Source organism: Enterobacter sp. SST3 (assembly GCF_000286655.1).
Classification (GTDB): domain Bacteria; phylum Pseudomonadota; class Gammaproteobacteria; order Enterobacterales; family Enterobacteriaceae; genus Enterobacter; species Enterobacter roggenkampii.
In genome coordinates this window covers 24,052-43,336 of sequence record NZ_ALNS01000014.1, presented here as the reverse complement: position 1 = coordinate 43,336, position 19,285 = coordinate 24,052, and the positions used below count along the sequence as shown (strand labels likewise).

Here is a 19,285-nt window from a genome sequence, read left to right as displayed (position 1 = left end):
TACCAAACCGTAGGCCCGGTAAGCGAAGCGCCACCGGGCATTATTTTGACCTGGCTTCCAGCGTCGCAAACCACGGCGCGATAAAATCTTCCGTCTGGCCCCAACCCGGAATGATTTTCCCCAGCGACGCCACGTTCACCGCACCCGGCTGGGCGGTCAGCAGCGCCTGCGGAATAGCGGCAGCCTTAAAATCGTAGGTCGCAGGCGTGGCTTCCCCGGCAATCTTGTTCGCCACCAGACGCACGTTGGTCGCGCCAATCAGCTTCGTATCCACCGCCACACTCACCTTCCATGGGCTGCCCGGCTCGCGCATCAGCTGCAGATCCTGGTTGGAGATGTCGATGCTGTAGAGCTTGATCTCGGTACGGCCGTTCTCTTTCAGCGCCTTATACGCGCCCTGGCTGAAGGCGTCCCAGGTTCCCCAGATGGCGTCGATTTTACCTTTCGGGTATTTCGCCAGGATCGCCCCCACCTTGTTGGCGGTGTCGCCCTGCACGTCAGAGGAGACCGCGCCGATAGACTCCAGTTCTTTGATGTCCGGGTACTGTTTTTGCAGCTCTTTATACGCCGCCTGACGACGCTCCATCGGCGGGAAGCCCGCTACCCACAGCTTGACGATATGGGCCTTGCCGTTGAAATCTTTCGCCAGCTGGCCGAAGGAGAGATTCGTCAGAGAGGCATCGTCCTGTTGGGTAACGGTCACGCCTGGAATCTCGCCGTTGACGGCGGTATCAAACACGGCAACCTTAATTCCGGCGTCCACCGCCTTCTTCACCAGCGCGGTGGAGTACGGATCGCGGCCCTGAGACAGGATTATCCCGTCGTACTTCTGGCTGATGGCCTGGTTCACGAAGTCCTGGAATTTGGCGTCGTCCCCGTTGCTTAAAAAGGTGCTGACCTTAAAGCCAAGCTTCTTCCCTTCCTGAATGGCCCCGGCAATAAACTGCGTGGTGTTGTCGTCTGAGCCGAGGTTACGGATCACCGCGATGCGAATGGGGCCGTCGTGGTTGGCAATGGCCGCCGGGAGCGGTGCGGGCGTGGCCGCGAAGCCAGGCAGAGCGGTGAATAACCCTAATGCCACCAAAGAGAGTGCAATCTTTTTCATTTTTTATCCCGTTGTGTTGTCAGCGTTTTTGTATGTAGGTAATCGCCAGCGCTACCGCGAGCACCAGCCCTTTTATAATGTCCATGGCGTAATACGGCACGGAGAGCATCACCAGCCCGTTCGACAGCACGCCGAGAATCACCGCCCCGACCAGGGTCCCCAGCGCATTCGGCTTGCCGGACCCGGCCAGCGAGAAGCCGATCCACGCCGCCGCCACCGCATCCATCAGATAACCGCCGCCCGCGTTCACCTGCGACGAGCCAATGCGCGAGGCCAGCAAAATCCCGCCCAGTCCCGCCAGCAGGGAGGCAATCACGTAGGCCGCCACCTTGTAGCGGGTGGTGCGAATCCCCGAGAGGCGCGCCGCTTCCGGGTTACCGCCAATGGCGTACATCCGACGACCGTGAGTGGTGAGCGACAGCCCCAGCTGCGCCAGAACCGTCACCACCAGCATGACGATCACGATAGTCGGCACCTGCCCCAGCAGGCTGAACGCCGCAGGGATGGTGCCTTCCGCCATGTCGCCGCTCGGCAGCACCATGTTCTCGGTAATCGACCCGCCGTAGCTGTAGGTCATCGCCACGCCCTGGATCACAAACAGGCTGGCCAGCGTCGCGAGCATGTCCGGAATGCGCAGGATAACGATCAGAAAGGCGTTAAACAGCCCCACCAGCGTGCAGAGCGCAAGGGTGATAAGAATCGACTCGGTGGTGCCGAAGCCGTGCCAGACGAAAAGCGAAATCACCAGCGCGTTCGCCAGCGACGCGGTCGATCCTACGGAGAGATCGAACCCGCCAATGGTCAGCGATATCGACACGCCGATGGCAATCACCGTCACGATGGCAATCGAGCGCAGGATATTGATGATGTTGTTGGGATCGAGGAAGCTGTCCGACGCCAGGCCAAAGACGGCCACCAGCGCGACGACGGTCAGCAACATGCCCCACTTGTAGAGAAAATCGAAAATCTGCTGACGGCCAGACGCCGTCGCGTTTACTGAAAGGGCCTTGCTCACGACGCCGTTCCTCCGGTTGAATAATAAAGTAGTGTCTCTTCACGGGCCTCGGCCCCGGCGATTTCCGCCACGATGCGCCCGTCCCACAGGACGCAGATGCGGTCGCACAGCCCGACCAGTTCGGCAAATTCGCCCGAGGCGTAAATCACCCCTTTGCCCTCGCGCGCCAGGCCGTCGATCAGCTGGAACAGATCGGTTTTGGCCTTCACGTCCACGCCTTTGGTCGGCTCGTCGAAGATCAGCACGCTCGCGTCATTTCGCAGCCACTTGCCGATGGCGATCTTCTGCTGATTGCCGCCGGAGAGACGTCGCAAAACCTGCCCGGGTCCGCGGGCGCGCACGCCGACGCGAGCGATCACCTCCTCCGCCCAGCGCCACGCCTGACGATGGCCGAACAGGCTCCAGCGCGAGAAGCTGCTATCGGCGCACACGGCAAGGTTCATGCTCACCGGCTCGTCGATAAAAATGCCCTCTTTGCGCCGCTCTTCCGGCACCAGCGCCAGGCCGCGCAGCACCGAGTCCGCCGGGTCGCGCGGCTGCCAGGGCTGTTGATTCAGCTCACCGCGCGCGACGCGGCTTTTACTGGCGCCAAACAGCGCCTTACAGAGTTCTGTTTTGCCCGCGCCCGCCAGCCCGGCAATGCCGAGAATTTCGCCCTTGCGCAGGTGCAGAGAGATATCTTTCAGCAGCGCGTCGTCGTGCAGCCCTTCTACCCGCAGCAGCGTTTCGTCGCCGTGCGGCGGCCGCGCGGGCGGATAGATATCGCTCAGCACGTGGCCGAGCATCTTCTCGACGATCGCTTCGCCGCTCAGATCGGCCATCGGGCCGGACTCAATCAGCTTGCCGTCGCGGAGCACCGTCAGGGTGTCGCAGATGGCCTTCAGCTCGTGAATGCGGTGGGAGATAAACACCACGCCGATGCCCTGCTGCTTTAACCGTCTCACCACCGCAAACAGGCGCTCGCTCTCGTGCGCGTCCAGCGGCGCGGTGGGCTCATCAAGAATGAGAAAACGGCAGTGGTGTGACAGGGCGCGCGCCAGCAAAATCTGCTGCTTTTCGGCAAGCGTGCAGCTGTCGATGGAGCGGCGAACGTCCAGAGAAACATCCAGCTGCGCCAGCGCCTGTCTCGCCTGCTGGCGGACGGCGCGCCAGCTGAAGCGATGCCCCGGCTGCGCCAGCTGGTCGAGCATGATGTTCTCGGCGATGCTTAATCCCGGGATCAGGGCCACGTCCACCTCCTGCTGCACGAGGTGGATGCCCAGCCGTTTGGCGTCCAGCGGCTCGCGGATGCTTACCGGCTGGTTATTAATGCAGATTTCGCCCTCATAGTGGTCGTGCGTTCCGCACAGCACCGCCATCAGCGTCGATTTCCCCGCGCCGTTGGCGCCGGTCAGCGCATGTACCGATCCGCCGGTTAAGGTGAAGTTCACGCGCGACAGCGCCTGAAAGCCGGAAAAGGCCAGGCTGATACCGCGCATCTCAAGGCGACTGGAAACCATCCGCGTAAATCCTTCATAACTCTTCTGATTTATCGAATTTTTCACAGCTCCGGTTGACTGACAACGACGGAAAAGGCATAAGTTAAAGCGAAATATTATTAGCCATCCGGATGTCCAGACATAACATCGGGTTAGCGCTTGCTAAAAAAGGACAACACCATGAGCAACACCGATATCCGCGTCGTGCCTGGCCCGGCGAACTACTTCTCCCATTCCGGAAGCCTTGCGCGTCTGAATGACTTCTTTACCCCGGAGCAGCTTTCCCGCGCGGTGTGGATTTACGGCGAGCGCGCTATCGACGGCGCGCGCCCGTTCCTGCCGGAGAGCTTTCACGCGCCGGGGGCGAAACGCCTGCTTTTTAAAGGCCACTGCAGCGAGCGCGACGTCACCCATCTGGTGGACGAATCCGGCAGCGACGCCAGCGTGGTGATTGGCGTCGGCGGCGGCGCGGTGCTGGATACGGTCAAGGCCGTGGCGCGTCGTCTGGGGGTGCCGTTCGTGGGCATCCCCACCATTGCCGCCACCTGCGCGGCGTGGACGCCACTCTCCGTCTGGTACAACGATGCCGGTCAGGCGCTGCAGTTTGAGATCTTCGATGACGCCAACTTCCTGGTGCTGGTGGAGCCGCAGATCGTTCTCAACGCCCCGGCGGAATACCTGCTGGCGGGTATCGGCGATACGCTGGCGAAGTGGTACGAAGCGGTGGTGCTTGCTCCGCAGCCTGAAAACCTGCCGCTGACCGTGCGGCTTGGCCTTAACGGCGCGCTGGCGATCCGCGACGTGCTGCTGGAGCACAGTGAGGAAGCGCTGGCCGACCAGCAGCGCGGCGAACAGACGCAGGCGTTCCGGGACGTGGTGGACGCGATTATCGCCGGCGGCGGGATGGTCGGCGGTCTGGGCGAGCGCTATACCCGCGTGGCGGCGGCGCATGCGGTGCACAACGGTTTAACCGTGCTGCCGCAGACGGAAAAATACCTGCACGGCACCAAGGTGGCCTACGGCATTCTGGTTCAGAGCGCCCTGCTCGGCCAGGACGACGTGCTGGCGCAGCTGGTGGCGGCGTACCGGCGCTTTAACCTGCCGACCACGCTTCGCGCGCTGGACGTCGATATTCACAACCGCGACGAGCTGGATAAGGTAATAGCCCACACCCTGCGTCCGGTGGAGTCAATTCACTCTCTGCCGGTGACGTTAACGCCCGACGTTCTGCGCGCCGCGTTTGAGAAGGTGGAATCCTTCAGCCGTTAATCGCGCCGACAGGCTATACCTAATGATGATTCTCACCACTCTCGTCACGAGGTCATCATGCAGATCGATTTAACAGGTAAAAAGGCGCTGGTTACCGGCGCCAGCCGTGGATTGGGTCGGGCTATCGCGCTGTCGCTGGCACGCGCCGGTGCCGATGTGGTTATTACGTATGAAAAATCCGCCGATAAAGCCCAGGCGGTCGCCGATGAAATTAAGGCGCTTGGGCGGCACGGCGAAGCGATTCAGGCCGACAGCGCCAGCGCGCAGGCGATTCAGGATGCCGTCACCCATGCAGCGCGTTCCCTTGGCGGGCTGGACATTCTGGTCAACAACGCGGGTATCGCGCGCGGCGGCCCGCTGGAGTCCATGACCCTGGCGGACATCGACGCGCTGATCAACGTCAACATTCGCGGCGTAGTGATCGCCATTCAGGAAGCGCTGGTGCACATGTCCGACGGCGGGCGCATCATCAACATCGGCAGCTGTCTGGCAAACCGCGTGGCGATGCCGGGCATTGCCGTTTACTCGATGACCAAGTCTGCCCTTAACTCCCTCACCCGCGGCCTGGCGCGCGATCTGGGCCCGCGCGGCATAACCGTTAACCTGGTGCATCCCGGACCGACCAACAGCGATATGAACCCGGAGGACGGCGAACAGGCGGAAGCCCAGCGCCAGATGATCGCGGTAGGCCACTACGGCCAGCCGGAAGACATCGCGGCGGCGGTCACCTTCCTCGCCAGCCCGGCGGCCGGGCAGATCTCCGGCACAGGGCTGGATGTCGACGGCGGGTTGAACGCCTGATCGCACCTTTTCTGCAAGCCTCTGTCGCCCGGCAGAGGTCTTGTCGAGCCGCCTCGATGTTTCGCTTTTTACCGCTTACTTCCGTTTTATGTCCGCTCTACAGTACCTCATAAGAAATTCGGAATTTATCTAATAGTCTTATTATTTCCTTATAATTTGTGCGGGCGTACAGTGGAGGTACGGATGAAGATTGTCTGGTCTAATGGTGCAAAAAAGGCTTTTTCCAGAATTGACGAGCGGTATCAACGCCGCATTGAGGTAAAGCTTGCCGAACTGGATGACCGCTCGGCACCCCGGCCCGATATCAAAAAAATATCGGCGACAGAAAATCATTTCCGGCTACGCGTTGGCGATTACCGCATCATCTATACGCTTCGGGACGATCCCGATAACCATTGTTATGTTTTAGCCATCAAGCGCAGAACTTCAACGACTTACCTGCATGAGGAGAAAGCCACCTATGGCTGTTCAGCTAATTAAGGACGATAACGGTAAAACGCAGTATGTGGTTATTCCTTATCACGAATACTTCCGCATGTGCTCACAGATGGCAGAGATCGACGACGAAACCGATGACGATCTGGAGGATATTGAGGTCGAACACGATAGTCTGGATGACGTGGAGTTGCCCGGAGACGTGTGCAGCATCATGACCTGGCAGAACGTCAGCCTGCAGGCCGCGTGGCGTATCCTGCGCGGGCTATCCCAGCAGGAGGTGGCGGAGAAACTCGGCATCAGCCAGTCCGCCGTATCACAGCTTGAAGCGCTGGACTCCCGTCCGCAAAAGCGCACCCGCGAAAAGCTGGCGGCAATTTATGGCTGCAAGCAGGAGCAAATCAGCCTCTATTTACCGAAAGAGGGTTAACAGCACTTCGCCCCGCCCTTGCCGCCGTAGCGGGCGTCCTGGCGGTCACGGAAAAATTCTTCGTAGGTCATTGGCGTCTGGTCCGGATGGTTGACGCGCATATGCTCGACGTAGTTGTCGTAGTCCGGCACGCCAATCATCATTTTGGCGGCCTGGCCCAGGTACTTACCTGCTTTGGAAAGGGTGTCGAACATTGTTTTGGTCTCACAGGGAATGTAGGCCGGGTAAGGCGAAGCCGCCACCCGGCACAAAGGTTAGTGCGCCCCTTTCGCCTGGGTCACAATCTCTTCCAGGTTTTCAGGCATGGGTTCATACGGCGTCTCTTTCGCCGTTGGCGCGTCGACTTTCAATGCCGCCAGCGCGGTCCTGAGAGAATACAACGCCAGCACCACGACCACCACCATAAAGAAGATGGTCAGCCCGGCGTCCAGACGGTTGTTAAACACCAGCTGCGACAGCTGCGATTCGGTGTACTGCGCCGGGATCTTGCCGCTGTCGATCATCGCCTGGAACTTGTTGGCGATCGCCAGGAAGCCCACCTTGTTATCCGGGCTGAAGGCCTTCTGCCAGCCCGCCGTCAGGGTACAGATCAGCAGCCACGCGGTCGGCACCAGCGCCACCCACGCATAGCGCTGGCGCTTCATCTTGAACAGCACCACCGCGCAGAGCATCAGCGCCATGCCCGCCAGCATCTGGTTGGCGATGCCGAACAGCGGCCACAGGGTGTTGATCCCGCCCAGCGGATCGACCACGCCCTGATGCAGGAAATAGCCCCACGCCAGCACGCACAGCGCCGTCGCCAGCAGGTTAGCCGGGAGCGAATCGGTCCGCTTCAGGTTCGGGGAGATGACGCCCAGCAGATCCTGCAGCATAAAGCGCGCCGCACGGGTTCCTGCATCCACCGCCGTCAGGATAAACAGCGCCTCGAACAGAATGGCGAAGTGATACCAGAACGACACGTCCATCAGCCCGCCCAGCGCGCCGTGGAGAATATACGCCATGCCGACCGCCAGCGTCGGCGCCCCGCCCGCGCGGGAGATAATCGACTGCTCGCCCACTTCGCTGGCGATGCTCGTCAACGTTTCAGGCGTAATCGCAAAGCCCCAGCCGCTCACCACCTGCGCGGCGGATGCCACCACGTCAACGGTTCCGGCAGGCGCCAGCACCGCCATCGGGCTGTTCATCGCGAAATACACGCCCGGGTCGATAATACAGGCGGATACCAGCGCCATAATCGCCACGAAGGACTCCATCAGCATGCCGCCGTAGCCAATCAGGCAGGCCTGATTTTCATTCGCCAGCATCTTCGGCGTCGTCCCGGAGGCGATCAGCGCGTGGAAGCCCGACACCGCACCGCAGGCGATGGTAATAAACAGGAACGGGAACAGATTGCCGGTCCAGACCGGGCCGGTACCGTCGATAAATTTGGTTAACGCCGGCATGGTCAGCGTTGGGCGCATAATCAGAATACCGATTGCCAGCCCGACAATGGTGCCGATTTTCAGGAAGGTAGAGAGGTAGTCACGCGGGGCCAGCAGGAGCCATACCGGCAGCACCGCCGCCACAAAGCCGTAGCCCACCAGCATCCAGGTCAGCTGTACGCCGGTAAAGTCAAAGAACGGCGCCCAGGTCGGGCTTTCCGCCACCCAGCCGCCGGAGATAATGGCGAACACCAGGAATACCAGGCCAATCACCGACACTTCACCAATGCGGCCCGGACGCAGGTAGCGGATGTAGATCCCCATGAACAGCGCCAGCGGAATGGTAAAGGCAACGGTGTACGTCCCCCACGGGCTGTGGGTCAGCGCTTTCACCACAATCATCGCCAGCACCGCGAGGATGATCACCATGATCATAAAGGTCGCCACCAGCGCAATCACCCCGGCAGTGGCCCCCATCTCCTCTTTCACCAGCTCACCCAGCGAACGTCCGTCGCGGCGGGTAGAGACGAACAGCACCATAAAGTCCTGCACCGCCCCCGCCAGCACCACGCCCGCGAGGATCCAGATCATACCCGGCAGGTAACCCATCTGCGCCGCCAGCACCGGCCCCACCAGCGGGCCTGCCCCGGCAATCGCCGCAAAATGGTGACCGAACAGCACTTTCTTGTCGGTCGGCACATAGTCCAGACCGTCGTTATGGCGGACGGCAGGCGTCATGCGCGTTGCATCAACGCCCAGGACGTTCTTGGCGATATAGCGGCCATAAAAACGATAGGCGATCAGGTAAACGCAGACCGAGGCAACGACGATCCAGAGCGCGTTGATCTGCTCTCCCCGGTTGAGGGCGATATAGCCCAGGGCAAAAGCTCCCACAACGGAGAGCCCTGCCCATGTAAGGTATTTCCCTGAGTTGTTCATAGTTGTTGTCCGTTGTCGTGAAACAGTGAGATGTTACATTTTGTTTCTAGAACAACCGGAAAAATTTAACAACTTTGAAACGCAATAATGCGTGGTCAAACCAGAGATTTTCACCACAGTGTTAAGCCGATCACTTTGATCTGAGTTAGCCCAGCACCATCGTGCTTAACCGGCAGGTACAGCACCGCCGCCCCTGCTCGTCGAAGACCCCAATCTCCCAGCTCTGGCTCGAACGCCCAAGATGCAGCGGCTGACACACGCCGCGAACCTTGCCGTGGGATACCGCCCGATGATGCGTGGCGTTCAGCTCCGTGCCCACCACGCTCTGCCCGTCGCGGGTCATCAGAAATCCGGCCATTGAGCCGAGCGTTTCCGCCAGCGCCGCCGACGCCCCGCCGTGCAGCAGGCCAAACGGCTGATGGGTACGCGCATCCACCGGCATCTCCGCTTCCAGCGCGTCGTCCCCGAGGCGGGTATAGACGATGCCCAGGTTCGCCACCAGGGTATTCACGCTGGTGGCGTTCAGCTCCTCAAGCGATAAATGACGTTTCCAGATCATTTACGCCCCCAGCGTGGAGCCGCCGTCCACCACGATATCCTGCAGGGTGATGTGGCTGGCGGCATCGGAGGCAAGGAACAGCACGGTCGCAGCTATCTCCTGCGGGCGGGCGATTTTGCCCAGCGGAATGCCGAGCTTGAACTGCTCGCCAAAGCCGCGAATACGCTGCTGTTCCGCGTCGTCGCTGGTCCACAGGGTGCGCTGCATGTCGGTGTCCGTTGAGCCCGGCGACACCAGGTTACAGCGTACGCCGCTGCCCGCCAGCTCCAGCCCGACGGTCAGGGCCAGGCTTTTCAGCGCCGCTTTCGATGCGCCGTAGGCGCTCATGCCGATGCGCGGCGCGTGCGCAGCGTCGGACGCCACGGTAACAATCGCCCCGCCCTGCTGAAGGCGGAACTGGCCCATGGTCTGCTGGAACAGATTGAACGCGCCGCCGACGTTGACCGCGAAGGTATCCTGCCAGTCTTCCTGCGAGAGCTGGTCAGTTGCCCCCATGCGCAGAATGCCCGCCGCGTTGACCAGCACGTCAAGGCGGTCGAGCGATGCCAGCACGCGCCCGCACACCTCCTGCACCTGCCCGGCATCCGCCACGTCCAGCGTTTCGGTGGCAAACGGATAGTCATTCTGCGGGAAGGCCAGATCGAAGCCGGTCACCTGCGCGCCGGCTTCGGCAAACGCCAGTGCGGTCGCGTAGCCAATCCCCTTCCCCGCGCCCGTGACCCAGACGGTTTTGCCGGTGAAATCAAACACCATCACTTCACCTCGCGGGAGAGCAGCGCCCACCAGGCGTCGAGGGTCGGATTTTTTGCCAGCATCACGAAATCGATATCGCCGTGTACTTTGCGCCAGCGGGCGGCCAGCGCCATCATGCGCACTGAATCCAGGCCGTAGTCGATCAAGTTTTCGTCATCCATCGGCTCGTCGGACTCGTCCAGCAGCGGCAGGATCAGCGCGCGCAGCGCGGCCTTCGAGGTCGGAACGGACGGCAACAGCTCGTCGGTCATCACCACGCGGCCCGAGCGTCCTGCCACGTAGTTCAGCGACATCAGGTGCTCGTCGCGGGTGAAATCCGCCAGCGCATCGGCAATAAAGAACGGCTTGATGTCGCGCATAAAGGCATCTGTGGCGGTGGTCATGCAGCCGATGTGGGCGTAAACGCCGGTAATCAGCAGCTGGTTGCGGCCGGTCTCTTTCAGCATCTGCTCCAGCGGCGAGCGGTGAAACGCGCTGTAGCGCCACTTCACCAGCACGGTGTCCGCTTCGTCCGGCGTCAGTTCAGCCACGATGCGCTGCTGCTCCGGCGAGCGGGTCAGGCCCGGCCCCCACATGTCGTTCAGCAGGGCGCGGTCTTCATCGCTCTGCTCTTTCGGCTGCGCGGTGTAGTACACCGGGATATTGTGTTCTTTGCAGTACGCGCGCAGTCTGGCGATGTTCGCGACTACCTGCTGCATCATGTCGCTATTTTCGCCCCAGAAGTTCAGGAAGTACTCCTGCATATCGTGGATCAACAGCGCCGCGCGCTCCGGTTCAAACGCCCAGTTCACCTTGCTGGTCGGCAGCTCTGCGGCGGTCGGCAGCGCGTAAGCGGTTAATTTTGGAATGGCCATACTCTTTTCCTCAGCCCCGGGCGCGTTCAGCAAGCCACAGGCGCAACTGTTTCTTATCAACTTTGCCGACCGGCGTCAGCGGGAGCGCATCCACGCTCTCCACGCGGTCCGGCAGCTTAAATTCGGCGACGCCCTGCTCGCGCAGGAAGCGACGCACCTCGACCGCGCGCAGGGGCTGTTTCACCACCAGATACGCGCAGCTCTTCTCGCCCAGCAGGCTGTCCTCCATGCTCACCAGCGCGGCGTGGATCACCGACTCATGGCGCAGCAGCAGGTTCTCGATCTCCTCGGCGGCGATCTTCTCGCCGCCGCGGTTGATCTGATCTTTCTCACGCCCCTGCACGGTGATGTAGCCCTGATCGTCAATGGCGATCAGATCCCCGGAGCAGTAAAAGCCGTCGGCGTCGAAGGCGCTGGCGTTGTGTTCCGGGCTGTTGAAATAGCCGCGGAAGGTGTACGGGCCGCGCGTCATCAGGCGTCCGACCTCCCCACGCGGCAGCGGATTGCCGTGCTCGTCCGCCACCCACACTTCGTCGTCCGGGCACATCGGGCGGCCCTGGGTGTTGATGATGCGTTCCGGGGCGTCGTCAAGCGCGGTGTAGTTCACCAGCCCTTCCGCCATGCCGAACACCTGCTGCAGCTGGCAGCCAATTTCTGCCGGAATACGCGCCGCGAGCGTGGCGGAAAGGCGCGCGCCGCCCACCTGCAGCAGCTTCAGTGATTTAAGCTGCGCGCTGTCCGCCCCGTCGGCAATCGCCTGAAGCCAGAGGCTGACGGCAGGCGGCACCAGCGAGGTGACGTTAACCTGATGCTGTCCAATCAGCGGGAAGCAGAGCGTGGCGCTCGGATCGTTCGCCAGCACCACGCAGCCGCCCGCGGTAAAGACGCCTAACGACCCCGGCGAGCTCATGGCGTAGTTGTGCGCCGCAGGGAGCGCGTTCAGGTAACGCGTTTCGGCGGTAATGCCGCAGATCTCGTTGCTGCGACGAATGCTGTAGTCATAGTCGTTGTGCGTTCGCGGGATCAGCTTCGGCGTGCCGGTGCTGCCGCCGGAGAGCTGGAAGAACGCCACTTCGTCGGCGGGCGTCGGGTTCGGGATGAAGTTGTCCGCGGGACGCGCAATCGCCGCGTCCAGGGCATGTTCACCCTTATCGCCGCACAGCAGCACGACGCGTACCGAACGGTGTTCCCCCACGAAAGCGTTGAGGAAGTCATCGCCCGCAAACAGCGCGTGGTCGCGATCGGCGATCAGCACGGCGGGTTTGATCTGCGCCGCGTAGGCGTTGAGTTCGCTACGCTGATGGCTAAAGAGCGCGTTCACCGGCGCGACGCCGATTTGCAGCAGCGCGAAAAAGGTCATGTAGAACTCGGCCACGTTGCCAAGCTGCACCAGCGCCGTCTCGCCGCGCTGCAATCCTCGCGCCTGAAGGGCTGAGGCCAGGTTGCTTACGGCCTGATTCAGCGCGCGGTAGGTAATGCGGCGATCGCCATCGATAATCGCCACCGCATCGCTGTCCGCCCGATCCGTCAGGATGTGGGTCAACGGCAGATCCTGCCAGTAGCCTTTTTCACGGTAGCGGCGGGCAAAATCCTCAGGCCAGCGGGTAAAGGGAATGGTCATGAGTCTTCCTTAGTGCAAACCAAAAACGTTAAGCATGGTGGAGAGCTTCACGCCCGTCTCGCGCCACTCGCCCACCGGGGAGGAGGCAGGCACAATGCCCGCACCGGCAAACAGGCGAACGGTATTTTCGCGAAGACGCGCGCAGCGGATGGTCACCACCCACTCGCCGTTGCCTTCGCTGTCGCACCAGCCAACGATGCCGCCGAACAGCTCGCGGTCGAACGGCTCCAGCTCGGCAATCAGCTCTTTCGCCGCCTGATGCGGGAAGCCGCTCAGCGCCGGGGTCGGGTGCAGCAGGCAGGCCAGCGTCAGGGCGTTCTCGTTTTCACGCGCCTCGCCTTCTACCGGCGTTGCCAGATGCCACAGCGTCGGCGTGGTAATCAGCTGAGGAGAATCAGGCATGCTGAGATGGTGGCTGCGCGGTGCCAGAATGGTCTTCATCGCCTGGGTGACCAGATCGTGCTCGTGACGGTCCTTTTCGGAGGCCAGCAGCTTGTTGCCCGCCTCGCGATCCAGCACGTCGTCAGGCTGACGGCGCGCGGAGCCCGCCAGCGGCAGCGAACTAAAGTACGCCCCCTCTTTGCGCAGCAGCAGCTCCGGGCTGGCGCCCAGCAGCACGCCGCCGTCTTCCAGCGGCACGTGGAAGTTGAAGCTCGCCGGGTTCTGGGCGATCAGGCGCTCCATCAGGGCGCCGCTGTCCAGGCGTTTGTCGGTCGCGATATCAATCAGGCGCGACAGGACCACCTTGTTCACCTGCGGCGTCGCGGTCAGCGACGCGGCGCGAGCGACCATCTCTTCGAAGACGGGCTGCGGCGGGATCTCGGCGCGTTGTGCCACCTTCAGGGCCTGCGCGCCGGAAAAATAGCGTGCGGACTGCTGACGTGCGGGACGGGAAAAGGTCTCCCAGCGTTGCGGAATAAACAGCGACGAGGGCTTGCGGGTGTCGAACGGGATCGCCCCCACCATCACCGGGTGAGCAATACCGCTGGCTTTTGCCGTGCGGAAGGCCTGGGCTAATTTTTGCTGGAAGCGACCCGCCGGATCGTCACCGCCGACGGCGGGTTCACTGAAGCGGGCAAAGCAGCCGGACGTGGTAAAGCTGCGGTAAGGCGACATAAAGAAAAAACGGTCTGATTCCAGCGTGGTTGCGGCGTGCTGAACTTCCTCAGCCAGGGACGTATCCATATCATCCTCCTCAAAATGATAAAAGAAGCAATAATGATTATCATTTATATTTTCGTCGGCTAACCTAATCCCACATCGCTTCGCTGTCAACCGTCGGGCAAATAACTTGTGCGACAAAAGCTTGCATCCCGGTGCGGCAAATATGAAAATGAGAAGCATTATCTCCAACAAAAACAGGATCCCGCGCTGTGAAATTCCCTGCCGTTTTCCGTAATCCCCTGCTTTTATTATCACTTTTTGTTTTAGGACTTACCTCAGCTGCCGCCGCCGACTGGCCCCGTCAGGTGACCGACAGCCGCGGCGTTCACACGCTTGAGAGCAAACCGACGCGCATTGTCTCCACCAGCGTGACCTTAACCGGCTCCCTGCTGACCATTGACGCACCGGTCGTCGCCAGCGGCGCGACCACGCCGAACAACCGCGTGGCGGATGGACAGGGTTTCCTGCGCCAGTGGGGCGATATCGCGAAGCAGCGCAAAGTTGCCCGGCTGTATATCGGCGAGCCCAGCGCTGAAGCGGTGGCCGCGCAAATGCCTGACCTGATTTTGATCAGCGCCACCGGCGGGGATTCCGCGCTGGCGCTGTACGATCAGCTTTCCGGCATTGCGCCGACGCTTATCATCAACTACGACGACAAGAGCTGGCAGGCGCTGCTGACTCAGCTGGGCGCGATCACCGGACACGAAAAGCAGGCCGCAGAGCGCATTGCCGCGTTTGATAAACAGCTCGCGCAGGTGAAACAGAAGATGACGCTGCCGCCGCAGCCGGTGAACGCCATCGTCTACACCGCCGCCGCGCATTCCGCCAACCTGTGGACCGCCGAATCGGCACAGGGCAAGCTGCTGCACCAGCTGGGCTTTACGCTGGCGGACCTGCCTGCCGGGTTGCAGACCTCAACAAGCCAGGGCAAGCGCCACGACATTATCCAGCTGGGCGGTGAAAACCTGGCGACGGGGCTGAACGGCGAAGGGCTGTTTGTGTTTGCCGGTGACGAGAAAGACGTGGCGGCGATTTACGCTAACCCGCTGCTGGCGCACCTGCCGTCGGTGAAAAACAAGCGCGTGTGGGCGTTGGGAACCGAGACGTTCCGCCTGGATTATTACAGCGCGATGCTGGTGTTGCAGCGTTTGAATGCGATGTTTAAATAAGAGGCACGTTCCCCGTAGGCCCGGTAAGCGCAGCGCCGCCGGGCGTTTTGTCGGGTGGCGGCTCCGCCTTACCCGACCTACAGGGTCAACACTCTCTCCTGCCTGAACCGCCGCAATTCCGCTAATACCATCAACAAAATCCCGCCAACTATCGCAAGTACAAACCCGCTGCTGCTCGCGGACGCCGCCGGGCTCATTATCGCCCCCAACCCGCCGAGGATCGCCGCGCCAATGGCATCGCCCGTGACGTTCTGCGCGGTCCACAGGCCGTTAATGCGCCCGAGCATTCCTTCCGGCGTCTGGGTCTGGATCAGGGTGTACTGCAGCAGCGAGCTGATGGCGCTCAGCCAGCCGAAGATCACCAGACACATCACCCCCAGCGCCCAGACCGGCATCAGGCTAAAGAAGCCGATAGCGATAAACGAGGCCAGCGTGGCAAGCAGCATAATCAACCCCGGCCGCGCGCTCTGTGCCAGGTTGCCGCTGGTCAGCGCCCCGCACGCCGCGCCGAGCGGAATGGCGGCGTAGAGAATGCCTATTTCCGAGGCGCTCATCTGCCACTCGCCCGCCAGCGCCGGGTAGAGCACGCGCACGGCGCTCGCCATCGTCAGCAGGCCGCCGAGCAGCGCAATCCCGCCAATCAGCGGGTTGCTGAACAGGAAACGAATCGCGGCCATCAGCGATTTCAGCGGATGCTCGCGCGGCTGCGGCGGAGGAGGCAGCAGCGGCAGGCGCAGCAGCGTCAGCGTGGTGATAAAGGTCCCCGCCGCGGCCAGGCCGTAGTTCCACGCCACGTTGCCGGTTGCCAGCAGCAGGCCGCCCACCATCGGCGAAATCACCGAGCCGAGGCGCACGGTGAGCATGGTGATCGCCCCCGCCTGCATCAGGTTCTCGCGCCCGACCAGCGCGGGCGTCGCCGCCAGCAGCGCCGTCACGCCTAACGAGGCGAAGAAACCGTCCCACAGTCCCAGGGCATAAATGGCGATCAGCGACGGCTCCGGCAGCATGGCGTTCAGACACAGCCCGATAAAGCCCACGCCGCAGGTGCCGCGCGCCAGCAGGATCAGCTTTTTGCGCTCGTAGCGGTCCGCCAGCACGCCGCCGACCATCAGACCGATAAACATCGCCCCGCCGGTTAACGTCACCGATAACCCCACCAGCCAGCTGGAGTGGGTCATCGTCTGGATCTGGACCGGTACGGCCACGCCGAGCAGGCCGAGGGATAAAATGGAGATAAAGCGGGCAATAAACACGGCGCGATACGCCGGGTGCGTTTTAAGCAGGCTGAGGTTGAGCAGCCAGGATTTTTGATTCATGACAAAGCCTTGAGTGTAATTCTACCCATTCCATGGGCGCACATGCTAACATAGCCAAACAAGATAGATAACGATAATCACTATCATTATCAAATCATGGATGTTGCTATGTCGTTTTCCTCTTCTTCGGTGCGCGCCGTTGCCTTGCCCGTTTTATTGCTGCTATTGAGCCTGGCGATTGCACTCAGCCTGCTGGTCGGCGCCAGGCCGCTGCCTGCGTCCGTTATTGTCGATGCGTTCTCCGGCACCTGTCAGAGCGCCGACTGCACTATCGTGCTCGACGCCCGCCTGCCCCGCACCCTTGCTGGACTGCTGGCCGGCGGCGCGCTCGGTCTTGCCGGTGCCCTGATGCAAACCCTCACCCGCAACCCGCTGGCGGACCCCGGCATTCTCGGCGTTAACTCTGGCGCCAGCTTTGCCATCGTGCTGGGCGCGGCGCTGTTCGGCTTCACCTCTCCGTCTGAGCAGCTGGTAATGGCCTTCTGCGGCGCGCTGGCCGCCTCGCTGGTGGTCGCGTTTACCGGCAGCCAGGGCGGCGGACAGCTGAGCCCGGTACGCCTGACGCTGGCGGGCGTGGCGCTTGCCGCGGTGCTGGAAGGCTTGTCCAACGGCATCGCCCTGCTCAACCCGGACGTTTACGACCAGCTGCGCTTCTGGCAGGCCGGTTCGCTGGATATCCGCACTCTTGAAACGCTGAAAGTGGTGGCGATCCCGGTGATGATTGCCGCCGCCGTAGCGCTGTCGTTAAGCCGGGCGCTGAACAGCCTGAGCCTCGGCAGCGACACCGCCACCGCGCTCGGCAACCGCGTCGCGCGCACGCAGCTGACTGGCCTGCTGGCCATCACCGTCCTGTGCGGCAGCGCGACCGCCGTGGTCGGGCCAATCGCCTTTATCGGCCTGATGATGCCGCACATGGCGCGCTGGCTGGTAGGGGCGGATCACCGCTGGTCTCTGCCGGTCACGCTGCTGGCGACGCCTGCCCTGCTGCTGTTTGCCGACGTGCTGGGCCGCCTGCTGGTGCCGGGTGAACTGCGCGTCTCGGTGGTCAGCGCCTTTATCGGCGCGCCGGTGCTGATTTTCCTGGTGCGCCGTAAACGCGGAGGTGGCGCATGAGGGCCCCGTCCCGGCGTTTAGTCACCAGCGTCTCCCTGCTGGTCGTCGCCAGTCTGCTGCTGGCGGTCTGGAGCCTGCAAAGCGGTGCCGTAACGCTTGATTTCGCGCAGGTATTTCACGCTCTCACCGGCAACGCGCCGCGTAACATCACCATGGTGGTCACCGAATGGCGGCTGCCGCGCGTGGCGATGGCAATCCTGGTCGGCGCGGCGCTCGGCGTCAGCGGCGCGATATTCCAGTCGCTGATGCGCAACCCGCTCGGCAGCCCGGACGTGATGGGCCTCAATACCGGGGCCTGGAGCGGCGTGCTGGTGGCGATGGTGCTGTTCGGCCAGCACCTGACGGCCATTACCTTCACGGCGATGGCGGGCGGCATTCTGACGTCGCTGGTTATCTGGCTGTTGGCCTGGCGCAACGGCATCGACACCTTCCGGCTGATCATTATCGGTATCGGCATCCGTGCGATGCTGATGGCCTTCAATACCTGGCTGCTGCTGCAGGCCTCGCTGGAAACGGCGCTTTCCGCCGGGCTGTGGTACGCAGGTTCTCTCAACGGCCTGACGTGGGGCAAAACCTGGCCCGCCGCGCCGCTGATTATCCTGATGTTTATCGGCGCGTTGCTGCTGGTCAGGCGCATGCGGCTGCTGGAGATGGGCGACGACAGCGCCTGCGCGCTGGGCGTGAGCGTCGAGCGCTCGCGCCTGATGCTGATGCTGGTAGCGGTACTGCTGACCGCAGCCTCCACCGCCATCGCCGGGCCGATCTCGTTTATCGCCCTTGTCGCGCCGCATATCGCCCGCCGCCTTAGCGGGACGGCGCGCTGGGGATTAACCCAGGCGGCGCTGTGCGGTGCGATGCTGCTGCTGGCCGCCGACCTCTGCGCCCAGCGGCTGTTTATGCCTTATCAACTGCCGGTGGGCGTGGTGACCGTCAGCCTCGGCGGCATTTACCTCATCGTCTTGCTCGTTCAGGAGTCACGCAAGAAATGACAGACACAACCACCCGCTTGCGCGGCGAACATCTCACCCTCGGCTACGGCAACAAAATCGTTGCCCGCGATTTATCCGTCGCCATTCCGGACGGCCACTTCACGGCGATTATCGGCCCGAACGGCTGCGGGAAATCGACTCTGCTGCGCACCCTGAGCCGCCTGATGACGCCGGTTTCGGGGAGCGTACTTCTCGACGGCGAGCAGATCCAGCGCTTCGCCAGCAAAGAGGTGGCCAGGCGCATCGGGCTGCTGGCGCAAAACGCCACCACGCCGGGGGACATCACGGTGCAGGAGCTGGTCTCGCGCGGGCGCTACCCGCACCAGCCGCTGTTTACCCGCTGGCGCAAGGAAGATGACGAGGCGGTGAACCGCGCGATGCAGGCGACGGGCATCACCGATCTCGCCCAGCAGAGCGTGGACACCCTCTCCGGCGGCCAGCGTCAGCGGGCGTGGATTGCGATGGTGCTGGCGCAGGAAACGTCGATCATGCTGCTGGACGAGCCGACAACCTGGCTGGACATCAGCCACCAGATTGATCTGCTGGAGCTGCTGAGCGAGCTGAACCGCACGCAGGGCTATACTCTGGCGGCGGTGCTGCACGATTTAAACCAGGCGTGCCGTTACGCCACGCACCTGATTGCCTTGCGCGACGGGGAGATTGTGGCGCAGGGTGCGCCGAAGGAGATTGTCACGCCGGAGCTGATCGCGCGGATCTACGGTATGCGCTGCATGATTATTGACGATCCGGTGGCGGGAACGCCGCTGGTGGTGCCGTTAGGTCGGCGGTAATTGCCGGGTGGCGGCACGCCTTACCCGGCCTACACTCGGCTCCCGTAGGCCGGGTAAGGCGTA

At 62.3% G+C, this 19,285-nt stretch carries 19 protein-coding genes; 8 read left to right on the top strand and 11 right to left on the bottom strand.

Going from position 1 to position 19,285, the window contains the following annotated elements; genetic code table 11:
• Positions 1-40: 40 nt before the first annotated feature.
• The 3 genes from B498_RS12915 to B498_RS12925 are packed head-to-tail and all read right to left on the bottom strand — an operon-like array spanning position 41 to position 3,619.
• Positions 41-1,105 (bottom strand): sugar ABC transporter substrate-binding protein, encoded by a 1,065-nt coding sequence (locus tag B498_RS12915; RefSeq protein WP_008501003.1) that lies wholly within the window; start codon positions 1,103-1,105, stop codon positions 41-43.
• A 19-nt stretch (positions 1,106-1,124) separates the two neighbouring features.
• Entirely contained in the window at positions 1,125-2,120 is a 996-nt protein-coding gene (locus tag B498_RS12920) for an ABC transporter permease (RefSeq protein ID WP_008501002.1), read from the bottom strand.
• The gene (locus B498_RS12925; protein WP_008501001.1) at positions 2,117-3,619 is read right to left on the bottom strand and encodes a sugar ABC transporter ATP-binding protein; all 1,503 of its coding nucleotides are present in this window, start codon (positions 3,617-3,619) and stop codon (positions 2,117-2,119) included. The genes B498_RS12920 and B498_RS12925 overlap by 4 nt, the downstream gene beginning before the upstream one ends.
• 159 nt (positions 3,620-3,778) lie before the next feature.
• Here B498_RS12925 and B498_RS12930 point away from each other — a divergent pair, with 159 nt between their 5' ends.
• From B498_RS12930 to B498_RS12945, 4 genes are all read left to right on the top strand, one after another.
• Positions 3,779-4,867, top strand: coding sequence for an oxidoreductase (locus tag B498_RS12930; RefSeq protein WP_008501000.1), 1,089 nt, complete (start codon positions 3,779-3,781; stop codon positions 4,865-4,867).
• 57 nt (positions 4,868-4,924) lie between these two features.
• Positions 4,925-5,668, top strand: a complete 744-nt coding sequence (locus B498_RS12935) for an SDR family NAD(P)-dependent oxidoreductase (RefSeq protein WP_008500999.1) — start codon at positions 4,925-4,927, stop codon at positions 5,666-5,668.
• A 183-nt stretch (positions 5,669-5,851) separates the two neighbouring features.
• Positions 5,852-6,148, top strand: a complete 297-nt coding sequence (locus tag B498_RS12940) for a type II toxin-antitoxin system RelE family toxin (RefSeq protein WP_008500998.1) — start codon at positions 5,852-5,854, stop codon at positions 6,146-6,148.
• Entirely contained in the window at positions 6,129-6,533 is a 405-nt protein-coding gene (locus B498_RS12945) for a helix-turn-helix domain-containing protein (protein ID WP_008500997.1), read from the top strand. The genes B498_RS12940 and B498_RS12945 overlap by 20 nt, the downstream gene beginning before the upstream one ends.
• Here the strand turns inward: B498_RS12945 and B498_RS12950 are convergent.
• From B498_RS12950 to entC, 7 genes are all read right to left on the bottom strand, one after another.
• A complete protein-coding gene (locus B498_RS12950; RefSeq protein ID WP_006809671.1) occupies positions 6,530-6,727 on the bottom strand; it encodes a YbdD/YjiX family protein in 198 nt (65 codons plus the stop codon). The genes B498_RS12945 and B498_RS12950 overlap by 4 nt on opposite strands.
• A 60-nt stretch (positions 6,728-6,787) precedes the next feature.
• Entirely contained in the window at positions 6,788-8,893 is a 2,106-nt protein-coding gene (cstA, locus tag B498_RS12955; RefSeq protein ID WP_008500996.1) for a pyruvate/proton symporter CstA, read from the bottom strand.
• A gap of 145 nt (positions 8,894-9,038) precedes the next feature.
• Entirely contained in the window at positions 9,039-9,452 is a 414-nt protein-coding gene (entH, locus tag B498_RS12960; RefSeq protein ID WP_008500995.1) for a proofreading thioesterase EntH, read from the bottom strand.
• Entirely contained in the window at positions 9,453-10,205 is a 753-nt protein-coding gene (entA, locus tag B498_RS12965; protein WP_008500994.1) for a 2,3-dihydro-2,3-dihydroxybenzoate dehydrogenase EntA, read from the bottom strand.
• Complete coding sequence (locus tag B498_RS12970) at positions 10,205-11,059, bottom strand: isochorismatase (RefSeq protein WP_008500993.1); 855 nt, start codon at positions 11,057-11,059, stop codon at positions 10,205-10,207. The genes entA and B498_RS12970 overlap by 1 nt, the downstream gene beginning before the upstream one ends.
• A gap of 10 nt (positions 11,060-11,069) precedes the next feature.
• Positions 11,070-12,680, bottom strand: coding sequence for a (2,3-dihydroxybenzoyl)adenylate synthase EntE (gene entE, locus B498_RS12975; protein WP_008500992.1), 1,611 nt, complete (start codon positions 12,678-12,680; stop codon positions 11,070-11,072).
• A 9-nt stretch (positions 12,681-12,689) separates the two neighbouring features.
• Positions 12,690-13,865 carry an isochorismate synthase EntC gene (gene entC, locus B498_RS12980; protein WP_008500991.1) on the bottom strand — a complete coding sequence of 392 codons (1,176 nt, stop codon included), beginning with the start codon at positions 13,863-13,865 and terminating at the stop codon, positions 12,690-12,692.
• Positions 13,866-14,053: 188 nt separating this feature from the next.
• Between entC and fepB the strand changes: the two genes are divergently transcribed.
• Positions 14,054-15,013: a Fe2+-enterobactin ABC transporter substrate-binding protein gene (gene fepB / locus B498_RS12985; protein WP_008500990.1), complete on the top strand. Its 960-nt coding sequence runs from the start codon at positions 14,054-14,056 to the stop codon at positions 15,011-15,013.
• 77 nt (positions 15,014-15,090) lie between these two features.
• Here the strand turns inward: fepB and entS are convergent, their stop codons facing one another.
• Positions 15,091-16,329, bottom strand: a complete 1,239-nt coding sequence (gene entS / locus B498_RS12990; RefSeq protein ID WP_008500989.1) for an enterobactin transporter EntS — start codon at positions 16,327-16,329, stop codon at positions 15,091-15,093.
• 108 nt (positions 16,330-16,437) lie between these two features.
• On the opposite strand from entS, the gene fepD reads away from it, so the two are divergent.
• The 3 genes from fepD to fepC are packed head-to-tail and all read left to right on the top strand — an operon-like array spanning position 16,438 to position 19,222.
• Positions 16,438-17,442 (top strand): Fe(3+)-siderophore ABC transporter permease, encoded by a 1,005-nt coding sequence (fepD, locus tag B498_RS12995; RefSeq protein ID WP_008500988.1) that lies wholly within the window; start codon positions 16,438-16,440, stop codon positions 17,440-17,442.
• On the top strand, positions 17,439-18,431 hold the full coding sequence (gene fepG / locus B498_RS13000) for an iron-enterobactin ABC transporter permease (RefSeq protein ID WP_008500987.1): 993 nt from the start codon (positions 17,439-17,441) through the stop codon (positions 18,429-18,431). Before fepD ends, fepG begins: the two co-directional genes overlap by 4 nt.
• Positions 18,428-19,222, top strand: coding sequence for an iron-enterobactin ABC transporter ATP-binding protein (gene fepC / locus B498_RS13005; RefSeq protein ID WP_008500985.1), 795 nt, complete (start codon positions 18,428-18,430; stop codon positions 19,220-19,222). Before fepG ends, fepC begins: the two co-directional genes overlap by 4 nt.
• The last annotated feature ends 63 nt before the right edge of the window (positions 19,223-19,285 follow it).